The sequence below is a fragment of the Kitasatospora sp. NPDC023118 genome (assembly GCF_055560875.1).
Map to the genome: position 1 here is coordinate 145,610 of NZ_JBVHHW010000015.1, position 15,400 is coordinate 161,009.

14 protein-coding genes are annotated in these 15,400 nt (G+C 71.1%); 8 read left to right on the forward strand and 6 right to left on the reverse strand.

What is annotated here, in order from left to right; translation table 11 throughout:
* Positions 1-103 precede the first annotated feature (103 nt).
* Positions 104-1,507: a selenium-binding protein SBP56-related protein gene (locus ACZ3UD_RS21055; protein WP_465589601.1), complete on the reverse strand. Its 1,404-nt coding sequence runs from the start codon at positions 1,505-1,507 to the stop codon at positions 104-106.
* A 223-nt stretch (positions 1,508-1,730) separates the two neighbouring features.
* On the opposite strand from ACZ3UD_RS21055, the gene ACZ3UD_RS21060 reads away from it, so the two are divergent.
* The 6 genes from ACZ3UD_RS21060 (at position 1,731) to ACZ3UD_RS21085 (ending at position 7,165) form a co-directional block, all read left to right on the forward strand.
* Positions 1,731-2,702 carry an alpha/beta hydrolase gene (locus ACZ3UD_RS21060; RefSeq protein WP_465589605.1) on the forward strand — a complete coding sequence of 324 codons (972 nt, stop codon included), beginning with the start codon at positions 1,731-1,733 and terminating at the stop codon, positions 2,700-2,702.
* Positions 2,703-2,755: 53 nt separating this feature from the next.
* A complete protein-coding gene (locus ACZ3UD_RS21065) occupies positions 2,756-3,550 on the forward strand; it encodes a spermidine synthase (protein ID WP_465589801.1) in 795 nt (264 codons plus the stop codon).
* Positions 3,551-3,712: 162 nt separating this feature from the next.
* On the forward strand, positions 3,713-4,525 hold the full coding sequence (locus ACZ3UD_RS21070) for a class I SAM-dependent methyltransferase (RefSeq protein ID WP_465589608.1): 813 nt from the start codon (positions 3,713-3,715) through the stop codon (positions 4,523-4,525).
* Positions 4,526-4,735: 210 nt separating this feature from the next.
* Complete coding sequence (locus ACZ3UD_RS21075) at positions 4,736-5,428, forward strand: DedA family protein (RefSeq protein WP_465589610.1); 693 nt, start codon at positions 4,736-4,738, stop codon at positions 5,426-5,428.
* 90 nt (positions 5,429-5,518) lie between these two features.
* Positions 5,519-6,199 carry an O-methyltransferase gene (locus tag ACZ3UD_RS21080; protein WP_465589614.1) on the forward strand — a complete coding sequence of 227 codons (681 nt, stop codon included), beginning with the start codon at positions 5,519-5,521 and terminating at the stop codon, positions 6,197-6,199.
* A 66-nt stretch (positions 6,200-6,265) separates the two neighbouring features.
* The gene (locus tag ACZ3UD_RS21085; protein ID WP_465589617.1) at positions 6,266-7,165 is read left to right on the forward strand and encodes a Gfo/Idh/MocA family protein; all 900 of its coding nucleotides are present in this window, start codon (positions 6,266-6,268) and stop codon (positions 7,163-7,165) included.
* A 160-nt stretch (positions 7,166-7,325) separates the two neighbouring features.
* Here the strand turns inward: ACZ3UD_RS21085 and ACZ3UD_RS21090 are convergent, their stop codons facing one another.
* Positions 7,326-8,438, reverse strand: a complete 1,113-nt coding sequence (locus tag ACZ3UD_RS21090; RefSeq protein WP_465589619.1) for a hypothetical protein — start codon at positions 8,436-8,438, stop codon at positions 7,326-7,328.
* Positions 8,439-8,626: 188 nt separating this feature from the next.
* Between ACZ3UD_RS21090 and ACZ3UD_RS21095 the strand changes: the two genes are divergently transcribed.
* On the forward strand, positions 8,627-10,645 hold the full coding sequence (locus ACZ3UD_RS21095) for a transglycosylase domain-containing protein (RefSeq protein WP_465589622.1): 2,019 nt from the start codon (positions 8,627-8,629) through the stop codon (positions 10,643-10,645).
* A 758-nt stretch (positions 10,646-11,403) separates the two neighbouring features.
* Entirely contained in the window at positions 11,404-11,682 is a 279-nt protein-coding gene (locus ACZ3UD_RS21100; RefSeq protein ID WP_465589625.1) for a hypothetical protein, read from the forward strand.
* Positions 11,683-11,866: 184 nt separating this feature from the next.
* On the opposite strand, the gene ACZ3UD_RS21105 is transcribed toward ACZ3UD_RS21100, so the two are convergent.
* From ACZ3UD_RS21105 to ACZ3UD_RS21120, 4 genes are all read right to left on the reverse strand, one after another.
* Complete coding sequence (locus ACZ3UD_RS21105) at positions 11,867-12,355, reverse strand: SitI3 family protein (RefSeq protein WP_465589628.1); 489 nt, start codon at positions 12,353-12,355, stop codon at positions 11,867-11,869.
* 18 nt (positions 12,356-12,373) lie between these two features.
* The gene (locus tag ACZ3UD_RS21110; RefSeq protein ID WP_465589631.1) at positions 12,374-13,717 is read right to left on the reverse strand and encodes a putative T7SS-secreted protein; all 1,344 of its coding nucleotides are present in this window, start codon (positions 13,715-13,717) and stop codon (positions 12,374-12,376) included.
* The gene (locus ACZ3UD_RS21115) at positions 13,717-14,040 is read right to left on the reverse strand and encodes a hypothetical protein (RefSeq protein WP_465589634.1); all 324 of its coding nucleotides are present in this window, start codon (positions 14,038-14,040) and stop codon (positions 13,717-13,719) included. The genes ACZ3UD_RS21110 and ACZ3UD_RS21115 overlap by 1 nt, the downstream gene beginning before the upstream one ends.
* Positions 14,041-14,148: 108 nt before the next feature.
* The gene (locus ACZ3UD_RS21120; RefSeq protein WP_465589637.1) at positions 14,149-15,387 is read right to left on the reverse strand and encodes a polysaccharide deacetylase family protein; all 1,239 of its coding nucleotides are present in this window, start codon (positions 15,385-15,387) and stop codon (positions 14,149-14,151) included.
* Positions 15,388-15,400 lie beyond the last annotated feature (13 nt).

Consider the following 15,400-nt stretch of genomic DNA (forward strand, 5'->3'; position numbering starts at 1 on the left):
GCAGGCCCGCCCACCGCCCGACCGGCCGCCGGGTCCACCTCTTCCTCGGCGCACTGCCGTCGGCACAGGTCCGGTACGACCAGGTGCCATACCGGTAGCCGGCCTACCGGTAGCAGTAGGAGTCGGAGGAGGCGTCGCCACCCGCCAGATGCGTCTGGTGGACGCGCAGGCCCCGGAAGTCGTCGCCGTGCGGGAAGAACCGCTCGTCGATGCTCAGCCCGCCGGCCTCGGGATCGGCGTCCAGCTTGACCATCCACGGTTCGATGCCGTCCGGGTAGAACTGGTCGTCCCAGGCGCCGTAGAGGGAGTTGGTGAGGTACAGCCGCCGCCCGTCCCGGCTGATCTCCACCATCTGCGGAGCCCCGCTCAACGGCCGCCCCGGCTCCGCCGGGTGCGGAGTGCGGGCCACCACCCCGCCGAGCCGGACGGAGGAGGCCAGCCGGGGGTGGAACGGGTCCGAGACGTCGTACTGGAACAACTCGCCGGTGCCCCAGGCCGACACGTACAGCCAGCGGTCGTCCACCGACAGGTTGATGTCCGTCACCAGCGGCGGCACGGCCCCGAACGGCCGCAACGCGGACGGCAGTTCCTCCGCCCTGGCCGGCTCGGCGGGAATCTCGATCACCTTGCGCGCGGTGAACGCCGGCCCCTCCCGGTACCAGAGCCACACCGAGGAGGAGAGGTCCTCGACATTCGTCACCACCCCGGCGAACCCCCACTCCGCCTGCGGATCGTGCGCGGGACGCAGCTCCAGCACCATCTGGTACTGGTCCCCGAGATCGATCCGCTGCAGGTGCCGCCCGGTGCTCAACTCCCAGAAGTGCAGCGCGTGCCCGTACTTGCGGGCCGACAACTGCTCGGGCAGCACCCCGTCCTCCACCATCCACGGGGTGCCCCACTCGCTGGTCACCCCGACATCGGTGCCGAGGTGCCACCAGACGTCGTACGCGAAGTGCTGCGGACCGCGCTCGGTCTCCCACGGGCGGAGCACCTCGAAGGTGCTGTGGTCGAGCAGCGCCACCCCGCCCGGCCCGTCGGTGCCCTCGGCGGAACCGAGGCAGGACAGGAACACGCCGTCCGGGCCGCAGTGCAGGGTGTGGGGGCGCGAATAGCCCGCCATGGCGGCCAGTTCCTTCGCCTCGACGGTCTTGACCAGGCGTGGACGGACCGGGTCCGGCCGGGTGTCCATCACATGCAGCCGCGACGACCGAAGCCCGGGGAGGAGAAGGAACCGCCGCTCCGGGTTCTCGTGGCAGGCGTGCGCGAGCGCACTGGAGCAGGCGTTCCACCCGAAGTGGTGCAGCTCATCACCCACCGTGGGCAGTTCAGCGAAGTTGAGCACCTTCCCGTAGCTCGCCGACTCCGGATCCGTGTCGACGGTCAGCAACGCATCCGGCTGCCGCGCCGACCGGTCGAAGCCGGCCACGTACGCCAACGTTTCCGGCGGCGCGGCGATCGCCTCCGCGGCCGACCGGTAGAGCGACGGATCGGTATGCCCGTGCTGCATGCAGACTCCCCAACTCGCCTCGTCCGTCCGGGAAGCGTTCCACATGACCACCGGCGCACAGCAGGCGCACGAGAAGCGGTCAGGAGGCGCGGGACTGAGAGCGGGATCGTGCTGGACCCTTCCACCGAGCGCTCCGCCCCTACCGGCCGGTATCGTCGTGGCTCGGAACGGGTGGTCACCTGCCGTAACGGGCGGGCGGAGCAGAGGGACGGGTTCAGGGCAGATGGAGTTTCGGGAAGACATCCTCGGTGCCCCCTACGAGGCGGCCGAGCTGACGCTGCGGCCCGATGACGAGGGCGCCGTCTGCGCGACCCTGGTTCGCCGGGTGGTGCCCGGGGCGGACCGGGCCGTCCTGTACATCCACGGGTACAACGACTACTTCTTCCAGACCAATCTGGCGGACCACTACACCGACCTCGGCTTCTCCTTCTACGCCCTCGACCTGCGCAAGTACGGCCGCTCCCTGCGAGCGCACCAGTCGCCGAACTTCGTCCGGGACCTCGCCGAGTACGACGAGGAGATCGACGAGGCGGTGCGGATCATCCGGGAGGCGGACGGGCACCGGCAGCTGCTGGTGAACGGGCACTCCACCGGCGGGCTGGTGGCCGCGTTGTGGGCGGGCCGGCGGGCGGGCCGGGGGGTGGTGGACGGGCTGTTCCTGAACAGTCCGTTCCTGTCGATGCCGGCCGGGCAGGCCGTCCGCACCGCCGGGGGCCCGGTGGTGACGGCGATCGGGAAGCTGGCGCCGACCCGCATCCTGCCGTCCTCGCTGAACCCGCACTACACCCACAGCCTGCACAAGGACCACAAGGGCGAGTGGGACTTCGACCTGACGCTGAAGCCGGCGGAGGGCTTCCCGCTGTTCGCGGGCTGGCTGTCGGCGATCCACCAGGGGCACCGGCAGCTGCGGTACGGGCTCGGGATCGATGTGCCGGTGCTGCTGATGGCCTCGACGCGGTCGATCTCCACCACCAAGTGGCACAACGCCCTGCACCACGCCGACGCCGTGCTGCGCGCCGACGACATCGCCGCGCAGGGGCCGCGACTGGGCTCGCACGTGACGATCGTGCGGATCAAGGGCGGCATGCACGACCTGGTGCTTTCCGGTGAGGCGGCCCGTATCCAGGCGTTCGCCGAGTTGGACCGCTGGCTGGCCGCGTACCTGGACGTGCGACCGGTGGGGGAGAACGCGTGACGGAGGAGCCGGTGCCGGTCGGGCGGCGGACCGACCTCGGCTTCGCGAAGCTGATGCCGGACATCGACCGGGACGGCGGCTGGCTGCTCACCCTGGACGGCACTCCGCAGTCGTACGTCGACCTCGCCGATCCGACGCACCTGGAGTTCGAGTACACCCGCAGGCTCGGCCACCTCGCCGACGCCCTCGCGCCCGCCGGGCGGCCGCTGGATGTGCTGCACCTCGGCGGGGGCGCGCTGACGCTGCCGCGCTACCTGGCCGCGACCAGGCCCGGTTCGCGGCAGCGGGTGGTGGAGGTGGACGGGCCGCTGCTGGAACTGGTCGCCGAGCACCTGCCCTGGCAGGGGCCCGGGGCGGACATCACCGCGACGGTCGGCGACGCCCGGGAGGCGCTGGCCGCGACCCCGGCGGGCAGCCAGGACCTGGTGATCGCGGACGTCTTCCACGGTTCCCGTACCCCGGCGCACCTGACCTCGGTGGAGTTCCTGCGGCTGGCCGCGAGCGCGCTGCGCGAGGGCGGCTGCTACGCCGCCAACCTGGCGGACGGTCCGCCGCTGGCCTTCGCCAGGGCGCAGGCGGCGACGGTGCGGGCGGTGTTCCCGTACGTCTGCCTGGTCGCGGAGGCCCCGGTGCTGCGCGGGCGCCGGTACGGCAACATCCTGCTGGCCGGTTCGACGGCGCCGCTGCCGGTGACGGAGCTGAGCCGGCTGCTGGCGGGCGACATCTTCCCGGCCCGCCTCACCGAGGGCGAGGAGCTGTCCGCCCTGGTCGGTCGTGCCGCCCCGGTCACGGACGCGGACGCCACCGACTCCCCGCCCCCGCCGGACGGCGCCTTCAGCATCGGCTGAGGCGTGGGCTCGCGCCTGGGCTGCTGCACCTGCGGGCGCATCGGCCCGGGTGTCGGCTGAGGCGAGGGCCGCGCCGCGCGTCGCCCCCGCACCCGCCGCGCCCGGGGTGGCAGAATCGGCGGGTTCATGCCGGAGTGTGGTGCACGTCCGAGGGAGTGAGCGATGAGCGGCGCGGAGCGGCCCGAGTTGGGGCAGGTGCCGGAGACGGCGCTGTGGACGCTGTGGCACCGGGCGGTGGAGGCCCGGCGGCCGGACACCGTGCTGCCGGACCCGGTGGCGGTCGAGCTGGTGGACCGGATCGACTTCCCCTTCGCGGAGCGGTTCGGGCAGCGCGCGCTGGTCAGCCAGTTGCAGGGGCTGCGGGCGGCCTGCTTCGACCGGGAGGTGGCGGACTTCCTGGCCCGGAACCCGCGCGGCACCGTGGTCGGGCTGGGGGACGGGCTGGAGACCCAGTCCTGGCGGGTGGACAACGGGCGGGCCAGCTGGCTGTCGGTGGACCTGCCGGAGACGGCGGGGCTGCGGGAGCGGCTGCTCCCGCCGGACGGGCGGCGCCGGATCCTCGCCTGCTCGGCCACCGACCCGCGCTGGATGGACGAGGTGGATCCGGGCCTCGGTGTGCTGATCAACACCGAGGGGCTGCTGATGTACCTCAAGCCGAGCGAGGTCCGGGAGCTGATCGCGGCCTGCGCCGAGCGGTTCCCGGGCGCCTCGATGGTGCTGGACGCGGTGCCGCGCTGGTTCAGCGAGCGGGCCGTCCGGGGCAAGCTGCGGGACCGGTACTACCAGGCGCCGCCGATGCCCTTCGGCATGGACGCGGACGAGCTCGGCAAGCTGGCCGATGCGCACCCGGCGGTCACCGGGGTGCGCGAGGTGTACCCGGAGGGCGGGCGCGGGCTGGTGCGCGCCCTGCTGCCGTTCGCGCGCTGGATCAAGCAGCGGCCGTCGGTGGTCGCACTGCGTTTTGCCGAATCTTGAGGAAATGCTGGTCAGGCTGGAACCATGGCCCCGGGACGCACGTCCTAACGACTGGTGATCGGTCGGGGGGACGGGCCGTCCGGCACGTTAGGCTGCGCCCGAGGGGGACTCGGGGGAGCGGCCTGGTGCCGCCATCGGACAACCGCCGGGACGGCGTGCGGCTCCTGTGAGGGCCGGGACCGGTCCCGACCTGCCACGGAGGTACTGGCCTTGCACATCGACGCCTGGATCGAGAGCGTTCCACCGACCGCGGTGTACGCCCTGATCGGCCTGATCATCGGGATCGAATCGCTGGGCATCCCGCTGCCCGGCGAGATCGCGCTCGTCACGGCGTCCCTGATGGCGGTCAAGGGCGTGGTGAGCCCGTGGGGGATCGCGGCCTGTGCGATCGCGGGCGCGGTCATCGGCGACTCGATCGGCTACTCGATCGGCCGCAAGGGGGGCAAGCCGCTCTTCGAGAAGCTGGGACGCAGGTTCCCCAAGCACTTCGGGCCTTCACACCTGGCCACCGCCGAGCGCTCCTTCCACAAGTGGGGCATGTGGGCGGTCTTCTTCGGCCGCTTCATCGCCCTGCTGCGCATCTTCGCCGGTCCGCTGGCGGGCGCGCTGAAGATGCCGTACTGGAAGTTCCTGATCGCCAACGTGCTGGGCGGCGTGATCTGGGCCGGCGGTACGACGCTGCTGGTCTTCAAGGTGGGCAAGGCCATCGAGCCGTGGCTCTCCCGGTTCTCCTGGGCGGGCCTGGCGGCGGCGGTCCTGGTCGGCGCCGCCTCGGCCTGGGTGATGAAGCGCCGGGCCGCCAAGACCCACGCCAGGATCGAGGCGGAGGAGGCGGCCAAGGCCGCGGAGGGCGCGGGGACCGCCGAGGCGGCACGGGCCGTCAAGGCTCCCGTCGCGGAGTAACGGAACGTAGTCGGTCGTCGTCCCGGCGTTGTCGGGCCCCCGGGTTAGCATCGGCGGGAACCTGCCGGTCTTGCACCACTGGAGGGCCCGATGACGCAGCCGACGCAGCAGTCCACGTGGGACGCCGTGGACGCCTACTTCTCCGAGCAGTTGGTCGGGCACGACCCGGCGCTGGAGGCCGCGACCGCCGCCGCCGACGCGGCCGGGCTCCCGAGGATCGCGGTGGCTCCCAATCAGGGCAAGCTGCTGCACCTGCTGGCGCTGGCCCAGGGCGCGCGCCGGATCCTGGAGGTCGGCACGCTCGGCGGCTACAGCACGATCTGGCTGGCCCGGGCGCTGCCCGCGGACGGCACGCTGATCTCCCTGGAGCTGGACCCCAAGCACGCCGAGGTGGCGCGCGACAACCTGGCCCGCGCCGGGCTGGAGAAGGTCGCCGAGGTGCGGCTCGGCCGGGCCGCCGACTCGCTGGCGGCACTGGTCGAGCAGGGCGAGGAGCCCTTCGACCTGGTCTTCATCGACGCGGACAAGCCGAGCAACCCCGAGTACTTCCGCCGGGCCCTCCAGCTGACCCGGCCGGGCTCGCTGATCATCGTCGACAACGTGGTGCGCGGCGGTGCGATCGCCGACGCCGCCAGCACCGACCCGGCGGTCGTCGCCACCCGCGCCCTGCACGAGCTGATCGCGGCCGAGCCGAGAGTCACCGCGACCTCGGTGCAGACGGTCGGCAGCAAGGGCTACGACGGCTTCACGCTGGCCCGCGTGCAGGGCTGAACGCCCGCGTGCAGGGCTGAACGTCCGCCTGCATGCTGAACGAGAATCAGAACGAACGGAGACATCGTGCGGATCGGACTGCTGGGCACCGGCACCTGGGCGGAGCGGGTGCACGCGCCCGTACTGGCCGAGCACCCCGGGCTGGAGTTCACCGGCGTCTGGGGCCGCCGGGCGGAGGCCGCCGAGGCGCTGGGCGCGGCGCACGGCGTGCCCGGGTACGCCGACCTCGACCGGCTGCTCGCCGAGGTGGACGCGGTCTCCATCGCGCTGCCCCCGTCCATCCAGGCCGGCCTGGCGGTGCGGGCCGCCGAGGCCGGCTGCCACCTGCTGCTGGACAAGCCGGTCGCGTTCACCGTGCCCGACGCCCGGGCGGTGGCTGAGGCGGTGCGCGAGCACGAGGTCGCCTCGGTGGTCTTCTTCACGGTGCGCTTCGGCGGCGAGCAGATCCCGTGGATCGAGCGCCAGGCCGAGCTGGGTGGCTGGTTCACCGGCCGCTCGGACTGGCTCGGCTCGGTGTTCGCCCCGGGCAGCACCAGCCCGTACGCGGCCTCGCCGTGGCGCCGGGAGAAGGGCTCGCTGTGGGACGTCGGCCCGCACGCGCTGTCCGTCCTGCTGCCGGTGCTGGGCGACGCGACTGAGGTCACGGCGGTCGCCGGGCCGCTGGACACCGTCCACCTGGTGCTGCGGCACGCCGGCGGCGCCTCCAGCACCCTCGCGCTCAGCCTGACCGCCCCGATGGCGGGCGGCGGCGTCGCGATGGAACTGCGCGGCGAGCACGGCGTTGCGCACCTGCCCGAGCGCGGCGAGGGCCCGACGGTCGCCCTGCACCGCGCCCTGGACGCCCTGCAGTCCGCCGCCGCCTCCGGCGAGCCGCACCCCTGCGGGGCGGACTTCGGCCTGCGGGTGGTCGAGATCCTGGCCGGCGCGGAACGCTCACTGGCCGACGGCGGCCCGGTGGCGGTCTGAGGCCGCTCCCGGGCCGGACAGCCGGTCAGAGCTGGTGCGGGTGGAGAGCTCGGCCCGGCGGGACGTTCTCGATTGTCCCCACCTCGACCAGCACGGTTCGGTCACGTTCCATCCGCCCCGCCGGTGGAACCCCGCCCGTGGGCGGCGACGACCCGGCCCGTCAGGCCGGCGGCAGGGAGGGCCTGGCGGCGTTCGGGCGGCGGTCGGTGGGGCGGGCCGGGGGGATGACCGGGGCGTGGAAGTCGCGGGGGCCGGTCCACAGGGCTGGGACGGCGTCGCTGCGGCGGGCCAGTTCGTAGGCCAGGGCCTCGTAGTTGACCCGCCAGCCGTGGAAGTGCGGCCAGGCGTCCTCGACCGGGCGTTCGCGGGGGAAGCCGGCGGCGGTGATCATGGCGACCGCGCCCAGGTACTCGGCGTAGGTGAGGCGGATCGGGGTCTCCTCCGGGTCCGGGTCCGGGTCGAAGTCGACGCGCAGCGCGAGGGCGATGTCGCGCATCGCGGTGAAGCCGGCCCGGATCACCAGCCGGGCCTCGGCCGGGGCGGAGCGCGGGCAGAGCGCGAGGTGGAGGGCGGCGGCGTCCATCACCGCGATCAGGCCGACCACCCAGCTGCGGTTGGGCCTGGGCGAGCGGAAGGAGAGCAGCACCGGGTAGTTGGAGTGACTCTCGCCGATGTCGGCGGCCAGCCGTTCCCAGTCCCGGTAGAGCTGGGGGAGCGCCGTCTCGGTGTCCACCAGGGACTGGCGGGCCAGCAGTTCCGGGCCCCAGGCGGGCTCGCCGGCCCGGGACTGCAACAGCGTCACCTCGGTCTCGCGGCGCTGGTAGGCGGCGTAGATGGTCGGCAGGTAGGCGATCTGCAGGGCGATCACCAGCGGGCCGCTGGCGGCGGCCACGAAGTCGATCGCGGACAGCTGCAGCCTCTCGCCGCTGGCATAGCCGAGGGTGAAGAGGCTGGACCCGGCCTCCCGGATCGAGGTCGACCAGTTGAGTTCGGACGTGCCGTGCAGCAGCAGCGTGTAGGCGAGCAGCATCCCGCTGAGCCACACCCCGAGCATGCCGAGCAGCACGAGCGGCGCCAGCCAGGTCAGTGCGCGGTCCTGCGCCCGGTAGCTGCCGAACGGCGTGGCCCAGAGCCGCAGCGCTGTGCGCAGTACCGCCCAGAGCCGGTAGCCCAGGGCCGAGTAGAGCCCGCGCGGGACGACCAGGGTGCGCAGGATGCTGCCGACGACCGTCAGCAGGACGAGCACGCCGAGCAGCGTGTGGATCAACCTCATGGCGCCATTCTGGCGGTCGCGGGGAGTGGTGGTGAGGCCAGGCGCCGTCGACGGCGACGCGGCGTACGGCTCTCGTAGGGCGGTCCTACGCGATATGACCATGATCACACCGGTTTCGGGCTGCCGTGGGACGGCTCGAAACGCGTCTATCCGAGTGGAGGGGTTTGTCCCACGAGATCGGAGACCGGATGCGTGCACACCAGGGTGGGGAAGCCGAGGAGGCGAAGCCCGGACGCCGACGATGGCGTCCGCTGCGGCGGATCGACTATCCGCGCAGAGGCCGGCGCGGGGTCCGCCGCTGGCTTCCGTCCTGGCGGCAGCTGCTCCTGGTGTCCGGGGCCGGGGCGGTGGCGCTGACGGGCCTGGCGGCCTGGTTCTACGCGACCACTCAGGTGCCGGAGGACCTGAACGCCTTCGCCACCCAGCAGAGCAACGTCTACTACTGGGCGGACGGCACCGAGATGGCCCGGATCGGTGAGACCAACCGTCAGGAGGTGCCGCTCGACCGGGTGCCGGAGTCGGTGCAGTGGGCGGTGCTGTCCGCCGAGAACGAGACCTTCTACTCGGATCCGGGGATCTCCCTCAAGGGCATCGGCCGGGCGATCTACGCGATGGCCACGGGCGGCGACACCCAGGGCGGCTCGACCATCACCCAGCAGTACGTCAAGAACACCTACCTGAACCAGCATCAGGACATGTCCCGCAAGCTCAGCGAGGTCGTCATCGCGATCAAGCTGGACGAGCGGATGAGCAAGCGGGACATCCTGGCCGGCTATCTGAACACCAGTTGGTTCGGGCGCGGCAGTTACGGCATCGAGCGGGCCGCGGCGGCGTACTACGGCAAGGACGTCTCGCAGCTGAACCCGAGCGAAGGGGCCTTCCTGGCGGCCCTGTTGAAGGGCGCCGGGCAGTACGATCCGGCGCTCAGCGCGGACAACCACCAGCGGGCCGAGGAACGGTGGTCCTGGATCCTGGACCGGATGGTGGAGGTCGGCAAGCTCTCCGCCGCCGAGCGGGCGGGGTACACGGTGTTCCCCGAACCACGGCCGCAGCCGAAGGCGGCGGGTCTGAGCGGCCAGGTCGGGTACCTGGTGGACATGGCCAGGACGTACGTGGAGGGCCACAGCGACATCACCCAGGCCCAGTTCGACCTCGGCGGCTACCAGATCCACACCACCTTCGAGAAGCCGAAGGTCGACGCCCTGGCAGCGTCGGTGCAGGAGGCCACCAAGGGCGTCGACCCGGGCGGCCGGGAGGTCGACAAGCTGCTGAAGGTCGGCGCCGCCTCGGTGGCCCTGGACGGGCGGGTCGTCGCGCTCTACGGCGGCCCCGACTACCGGAAGCAGGGCTTCAACAACGCCAACACCTCGACGGTGCCGATCGGTTCGGCCTTCACCCCGCTGGTGTACGCGGCCGGGCTCAGCCAGGGCGTGCAGCGCGAGCGGGGCGGCACCCGCACCCCGGTCGCGCCCACCACCAGCTACGACGGCGACAACGGGGTGAACGTGATGACCCCGGAGGGCCCGTACTGGGGGCGGGACGGGAAGATCGTGAAGACCGCCAACGACGGCAAGCGCAGCTGGGGTCCGACGAGCCTGCGAAGCGCCGTCGAGCAGTCCGTCAACGGGCCGATGATGCAGCTCGCCATGGACGTCGGCCTGGACAAGGTGCAGCAGACCGCCGCGGACCTGGGCCTGCTGCCGAGCAGCATGGGCGAGTTGGTGCCGGCCTTCGGGGTGGGGAACTCCACGCCGAGCGCGATCAGGGCCGCCGACGCCTACGCCGCCTTCGCCGCCCGGGGCAGCCACACCGACCCGTACTCGGTGCTGCGGATCACCCGCAACGGCGAGCCGCTGACGCTGCGGCTGCCGACCGCCGTCCAGGCGTTGAGCGCGGCGGCCGCGAGGGAGGTGGACGCGGCGCTCAAGGGCGCCGTCCGCGGCGGGAGCGCGCGGTCCGCGGCGGAGGCCGGGCCGGAGGTGGCGGCGAAGCCCGGCACCACGGTGGACCGTACGGCGGGGTGGTCGGTCGGCTACAACGGGCAGTTGGCCACGGCGGTCACGGTGTTCCGGGCGGACCTGAAGGACATGAAGCTGCTCTCCCTGGAGGGCGTCGGCGGGGCTTCCCCGGGCACCCCGGACTCCGAGCTGCCGATGCGGATCTGGACCTCGTACATGAAAGCGGCCGGCCAGTCGGCCCGCCCTTGAAGGACGGGCCGGTTCTGCGTCGCTTCGATCGACTCTGTAAGCCCGGCACGGCGACCGCTCGCGGGCTGGCCACCCTCTCCAGCCCACATGACCGCACCGTCAGCGCGGGGCGTCACGGTCGCCAGCCGCCGCCGGCAGATATTGCAGCTTTTATGCGAAAGTACAGACGCCGACCCGTCCGGCTAAAAGCTGGGCGGGCCATCAGCCCTGTTGGTATCGATACATTCGGGCTACCGTTGTTGGAGAGCAAGGGAGGAAAAGGTAGAAGGATCAACGGATAAGGTATCTGAAATGAACGGCAAACCCATACGGCACCCAGGAATGCGGCGGGCGAGCGGTCTGACCGCCGCCGCCCTGATGGGGGTTGTGACGCTTCTGGGAAGCGGTGGAACGGCCCTTGCAGACGCTGCTCCGGCCGGGTTGAGTGCCCCCCGGTACGTCGAGCAGTCAAACCCGCCTCAACCGAATAGCTATGACGCCGGCTATAATCTTGGCTTGCAACTCGGCAAGCAGACGGCCACTACCGACTTCAAGCACGGCCAAATGAACCGCACATTTATGAAGCACCCCACGGTGTCGGGCAATGACCCGAGCTACAACTATCAAAGCGGGGTATTGCAGGGGACAAAAGACGGATACACGAGTGAAATAGCCGCTCTCATTGGCGGTGCGGTCGGACCCGCCCTACCCTCTAACCCGATTCCCGAGCACCCGTACTATCCGGGGCCGACGGAGACACCATCTCCGAGCTGCGGTTCGTGCGCTCCTACGACCAGCCCGAACACGAACAGCCCGAACACGAACAGCCCGAACACGAGTGGCCCGAACACGAACAGCCCGAACACGAGTGGCCCGAACACGACCGGCCCGAACACGAGTGGCTCGTCCACGACCGGCCCGAACACGACCAGCCCGAACACGAGTGGCCCGAACACGACCGGCCCGAACACGAGTGGCTCGTCCACGACCAGCCCGAACACGACCAGCCAGTCCCCAACGGGACCTGTACAGCCAGTGGTGTAACTCGTGCGGTGTGAGTTACCGGCGACCGTTGAAGAGTCGGCCGTCGAAGGCAATGTCGAAAGCCTGGGGGCGGGCTTCCCGCGCGTGGGTCCAGCGATTGCGGCCGGCTGATCAGCACTGCGCTGCCCGCCCGCCGGGTGAACGAGCTCGCCGAGCGGCCCCGGGAGCAGGCTACGCTCCCGGGCCCTCGCGCACTGCTCACTCCTCGTCGACGAACTCGTGGTTCCGGCGGCGGTAGGGCCCCGAGATGCCGGCGAGGCGGTTCGGCGGCCAGAAGTCGGAGCGCTCGCTGAGGGACAACTCGCCGTCCTGGCGCACCATCCAGACGTCCTCGTAGTCGAGGTGCAGGACCGCGTCGCCGGGCACCTGCGCCAGCAGGCCGTCGGCGAGGCGGGTCATGTCGTCCTGCTGGCCGGAGACGTCGGCGTCCTTGCCCAGCCGGAACACGACCGAGACGGTCGGGGTGAAGACCCGGCCGCCGATCTCCGGGTCCCCCCACGGGGTGGGCTTGCGCGCGGCCACGCGGAGCCAGGTGCCGTACACCGTCAGCACGCCGTCGTCGAGCAGTGCGTCGGCGGTCGCCGAGTCGTCGACGAGCCGCAGGGACCGGGCGACGTCGGCGAGCGTCTGGGCGACCTGGGCCGTGGACCACGGGGTCACCAGCTCAAGGCTGTAGGAGATTGCCATGTCCGTCTTTCTGTTCTGCTACGGGTAGAGGGAGATCACCTTGCCGGCCTTGTCGATCACGGTGACCTCCTTCAGTCCGTCGATCGGCCAGTCGTTCAGCTGCTTGCGCATGGCGCCCACGTCGACGTCGCTGTCGGACAGGTTCAGAACGATACGGTCCGCCTGCCCTTCGTCGACTTTCTTCTGGATGCCGGTGGCGATGGAGCGGGGGTTCTTCGCGGTGGGCGCGTAGCAGTCCATCACCTCGCCCTCGACACGGTAGTCGGGGTTCTTGGTCGTGCCGGGGACGTCGGGGTTCTGCTCGACCTTGTAGCCGTTCTTCGCGAGGATGTCGGCCGACTCGTTCTCCCGGGTGAACGCGCGCACGGTCGTCGGATCCGCGTTCTTGGGGATGTTGGTGACGCGTCCCTCGGGGCTGGCGTTGGGGTCGGCCGGCTTGGAGGGCTGGGTCCGCATGTCCGGTGAGCTGCTTCCGCCGCCCCCGCCGTTGCCCTCCATCTGGACCCGGTCGGGCCCTGCCGCGTCCTGGGCGATGTTGGCCGCGCCGAGCCCGGCCATGCCGAGGCCGGTGGCGATGACGCCGGCGGAGGCGATGTTGACGGGCACTCCGATGGCCGCGCCGACACCGGTGAGGTCCAGGCCGACGCCCAGGATCTCGCCGCCGGCGCCGAGCGTCGCGAGACCGAGGCCGCCCGCGATCTCCAGGACGGAGCCGGGGTCGTGGATCATCGCGTTGCCGACGGAGGCCAGGTCCGCGACGGCGGTCTTGCCGACGTCCTCGAGGAAGTTCCCGGCGTCGGAGAAGAAGTCGCCCACCTTGTCCAGCCAGCCCGGCTCCTCAGGGGCCTTGTCACGGCCCTTGGCCACCGCGTCGGCCGCGGTGTCGCCCGCGGTCTTGAGCTGGCTCCGCGCGTTGCTCAGGGTGTGCTGGGCGGTGGTCCGGGTGCCGTCGCCGGGATCGGTGAACGGCAGCTTGTGGCCTTCGCTCTTCTCCTGCGCGTCGTGCTCGGTCTTGGCCTTGTCGGTCGCGGCCTGGGCTTCGCCCCACTGCCGGATCGCGTCCTTGGCCTGCCCCTGGGCCCACTCCAGGGTCGACTTGTAGGTGGTCAGCGCGGTGGCGGCGTCATGGAAGCAGTCGCCGGCCTCCAGCCACTTCTGGGGCTCGCCCTTGAAGGCGGCCCGGAACGCGTCGCCGGCCTTCCCCGACCACCCGTCGGTGGTGTCGATCCGCTTGAGCCCCTCACCGGTCGAGTGCAGGGTGTCGCCGTAGCTCTTCAGCCAGGCGGCGGTCGACCCGATCGCGTCCGGGTCGCCCGGTATGAGCTCCTTCGGGTCGGACGTCTCTCCGAGTTCCTTCGCCACTACTTCACCCCCGGGTCGCCGCTGTCACGGCTGAGCGTGCCGTGCAGGTGCCCGGCGATCTGCCCGTCGAGCTTTCCGTAGGCCTTCACGCTCGCGTTGAGGCGCTGGGAGACCTGGGCGGCGTCCTTGCCGAGGTTCTCCACACCGATCTCCCAGCGGGTCAAGAAGTGCCCGAGGACGTCGGCCAGATGGTCGTGACCGACGTCCTCCTTCTTGTGGTCGAGGTCGCTGACCTTCTTGAACTGAAGCTTCGCCAGGGTGTCGGTGATGCCCGAGGCCGCCTTGTCGAGCGAATCCAGGTCGACCTTGAACCCGTCCGCCATCAGACCTCCCCGTTTCCGTTTGACCGCTTTTGGGGTCAACAGGTTAATGGATGCCCGGATGGCCGCCTTTGGTTCCCCCCGTACGGCGGGGGTCCGCAACCGCGACGGTCACTTGACCAGGCGTGACCAGTCGCCCGGCTGCCCAGGGTCCAGCTGGCGCAGTTTGTCGAGCACCTTCGGGTCCTGGGCGTCCAGCCAGTCGGCCACCTGGCGGAAGGAGACGCAGCGGACGCCGTCCCGCTTGCAGACGCTCTTCATCACGTCCTCGATGGCCTGCATGTAGATGCCGCCGTTCCAGTCCTCGAAGTGGTTGCCGATGAAGAGCGGGGCCCGGCTGCCGTTGTAGACCCGCTCGAAGCCGGCGAGGTAGCTCTCCCGGGCCTCCTTCTCCCAGGCGGCGTACTTCTTCGGGTCACCCTTGGTGGTGCTCCCGGACTGGCCGGCGAGGAAGTTGAAGTCCATCGAGAGGCCCTGGGTCTGCCTGGCGGGGAAGGGCAGCATCTGCAGCGGGAAGTTCCACATGTCCTGCTTCTTGACGGGCCAGACCTGGAACTCGCCCGGCGAGCTGGCGTCGTAGCGGAAACCCGTCGCTTTTTCGGCGGCGAGCAGGTTCTTCTGGCCCTCCAGGCAGGGAGCGCGGCCGCCGACCAGCTCCTTGGTGTAGTCGAAGGGGAGGGGCGGGAGGTCCTTGTAGCCGGTGTTGGTCTTCCAGCTGGTCACGAAGGAGACGGCCTGGTCGAGTTCGCTCTTCCACTCCTCGGTGCTCCAGTCGCCACCGCCCTTGGGGCCGCAGAAGTGCCCGTTGAAGTGGGTGCCGATCTCGTTGCCGTCCTGCCAGGCCAGGCGCAGCTGCTCCAGGGTGTCCTTGATGTGGGCGTCGGTGGCGAAGTCGATCGAGGCGGCGCCGGGGTCGTGCTGGGGCGCGTGGTAGAGGGTGCGTTTGGACTTGGGCACGGTGTAGATGCCGGAGAGGAAGAAGGTCATCTGGGCGTTGTTCTCCGCGCCGAGCTTGCGGAAGCGGGAGAACAGGTGGTCGTCGCCTTCGAGTGCGCCGTCCCAGGAGAAGACGACGAACTGCGGCGGCTTCTCGCCCGGTTTGAGCTTCTCGGGGGTGGGCTGCTTGGGCTGGGGGCCGGTGTAGGAGGTCGAGCCGTCACCGAGGACCTTGACCTGACCGTCCCAGGTCGGGGTCGGGGTCGGGTTGGGGGTGGGGGTGTCATTGGTGGTCGGGCTGGGGTCGGGGCTCGCGGGAGTGGTACCGGCGGCGGTGGGTCTGTCCTGGGAGTCGGGGCCTCCTGTGGCCAGGGCGAGGGCCGCGAGGACCCCCACGGCCAGCAGACCGGTCATGCCGCGAGCATTT

Coding starts and splice junctions, on each gene's coding strand:
- ACZ3UD_RS21055 (WP_465589601.1), bottom strand. CDS start 1,507: ATGCAGCACGGGCATACCGATCCGTCGCTCTACCGGTCGGCCGCGGAG.
- ACZ3UD_RS21060 (WP_465589605.1), top strand. CDS start 1,731: ATGGAGTTTCGGGAAGACATCCTCGGTGCCCCCTACGAGGCGGCCGAG.
- ACZ3UD_RS21065 (WP_465589801.1), top strand. CDS start 2,756: ATGCCGGACATCGACCGGGACGGCGGCTGGCTGCTCACCCTGGACGGC.
- ACZ3UD_RS21070 (WP_465589608.1), top strand. CDS start 3,713: ATGAGCGGCGCGGAGCGGCCCGAGTTGGGGCAGGTGCCGGAGACGGCG.
- ACZ3UD_RS21080 (WP_465589614.1), top strand. CDS start 5,519: ATGACGCAGCCGACGCAGCAGTCCACGTGGGACGCCGTGGACGCCTAC.
- ACZ3UD_RS21090 (WP_465589619.1), bottom strand. CDS start 8,438: ATGAGGTTGATCCACACGCTGCTCGGCGTGCTCGTCCTGCTGACGGTC.
- ACZ3UD_RS21095 (WP_465589622.1), top strand. CDS start 8,627: ATGCGTGCACACCAGGGTGGGGAAGCCGAGGAGGCGAAGCCCGGACGC.
- ACZ3UD_RS21105 (WP_465589628.1), bottom strand. CDS start 12,355: ATGGCAATCTCCTACAGCCTTGAGCTGGTGACCCCGTGGTCCACGGCC.
- ACZ3UD_RS21115 (WP_465589634.1), bottom strand. CDS start 14,040: ATGGCGGACGGGTTCAAGGTCGACCTGGATTCGCTCGACAAGGCGGCC.
- ACZ3UD_RS21120 (WP_465589637.1), bottom strand. CDS start 15,387: ATGACCGGTCTGCTGGCCGTGGGGGTCCTCGCGGCCCTCGCCCTGGCC.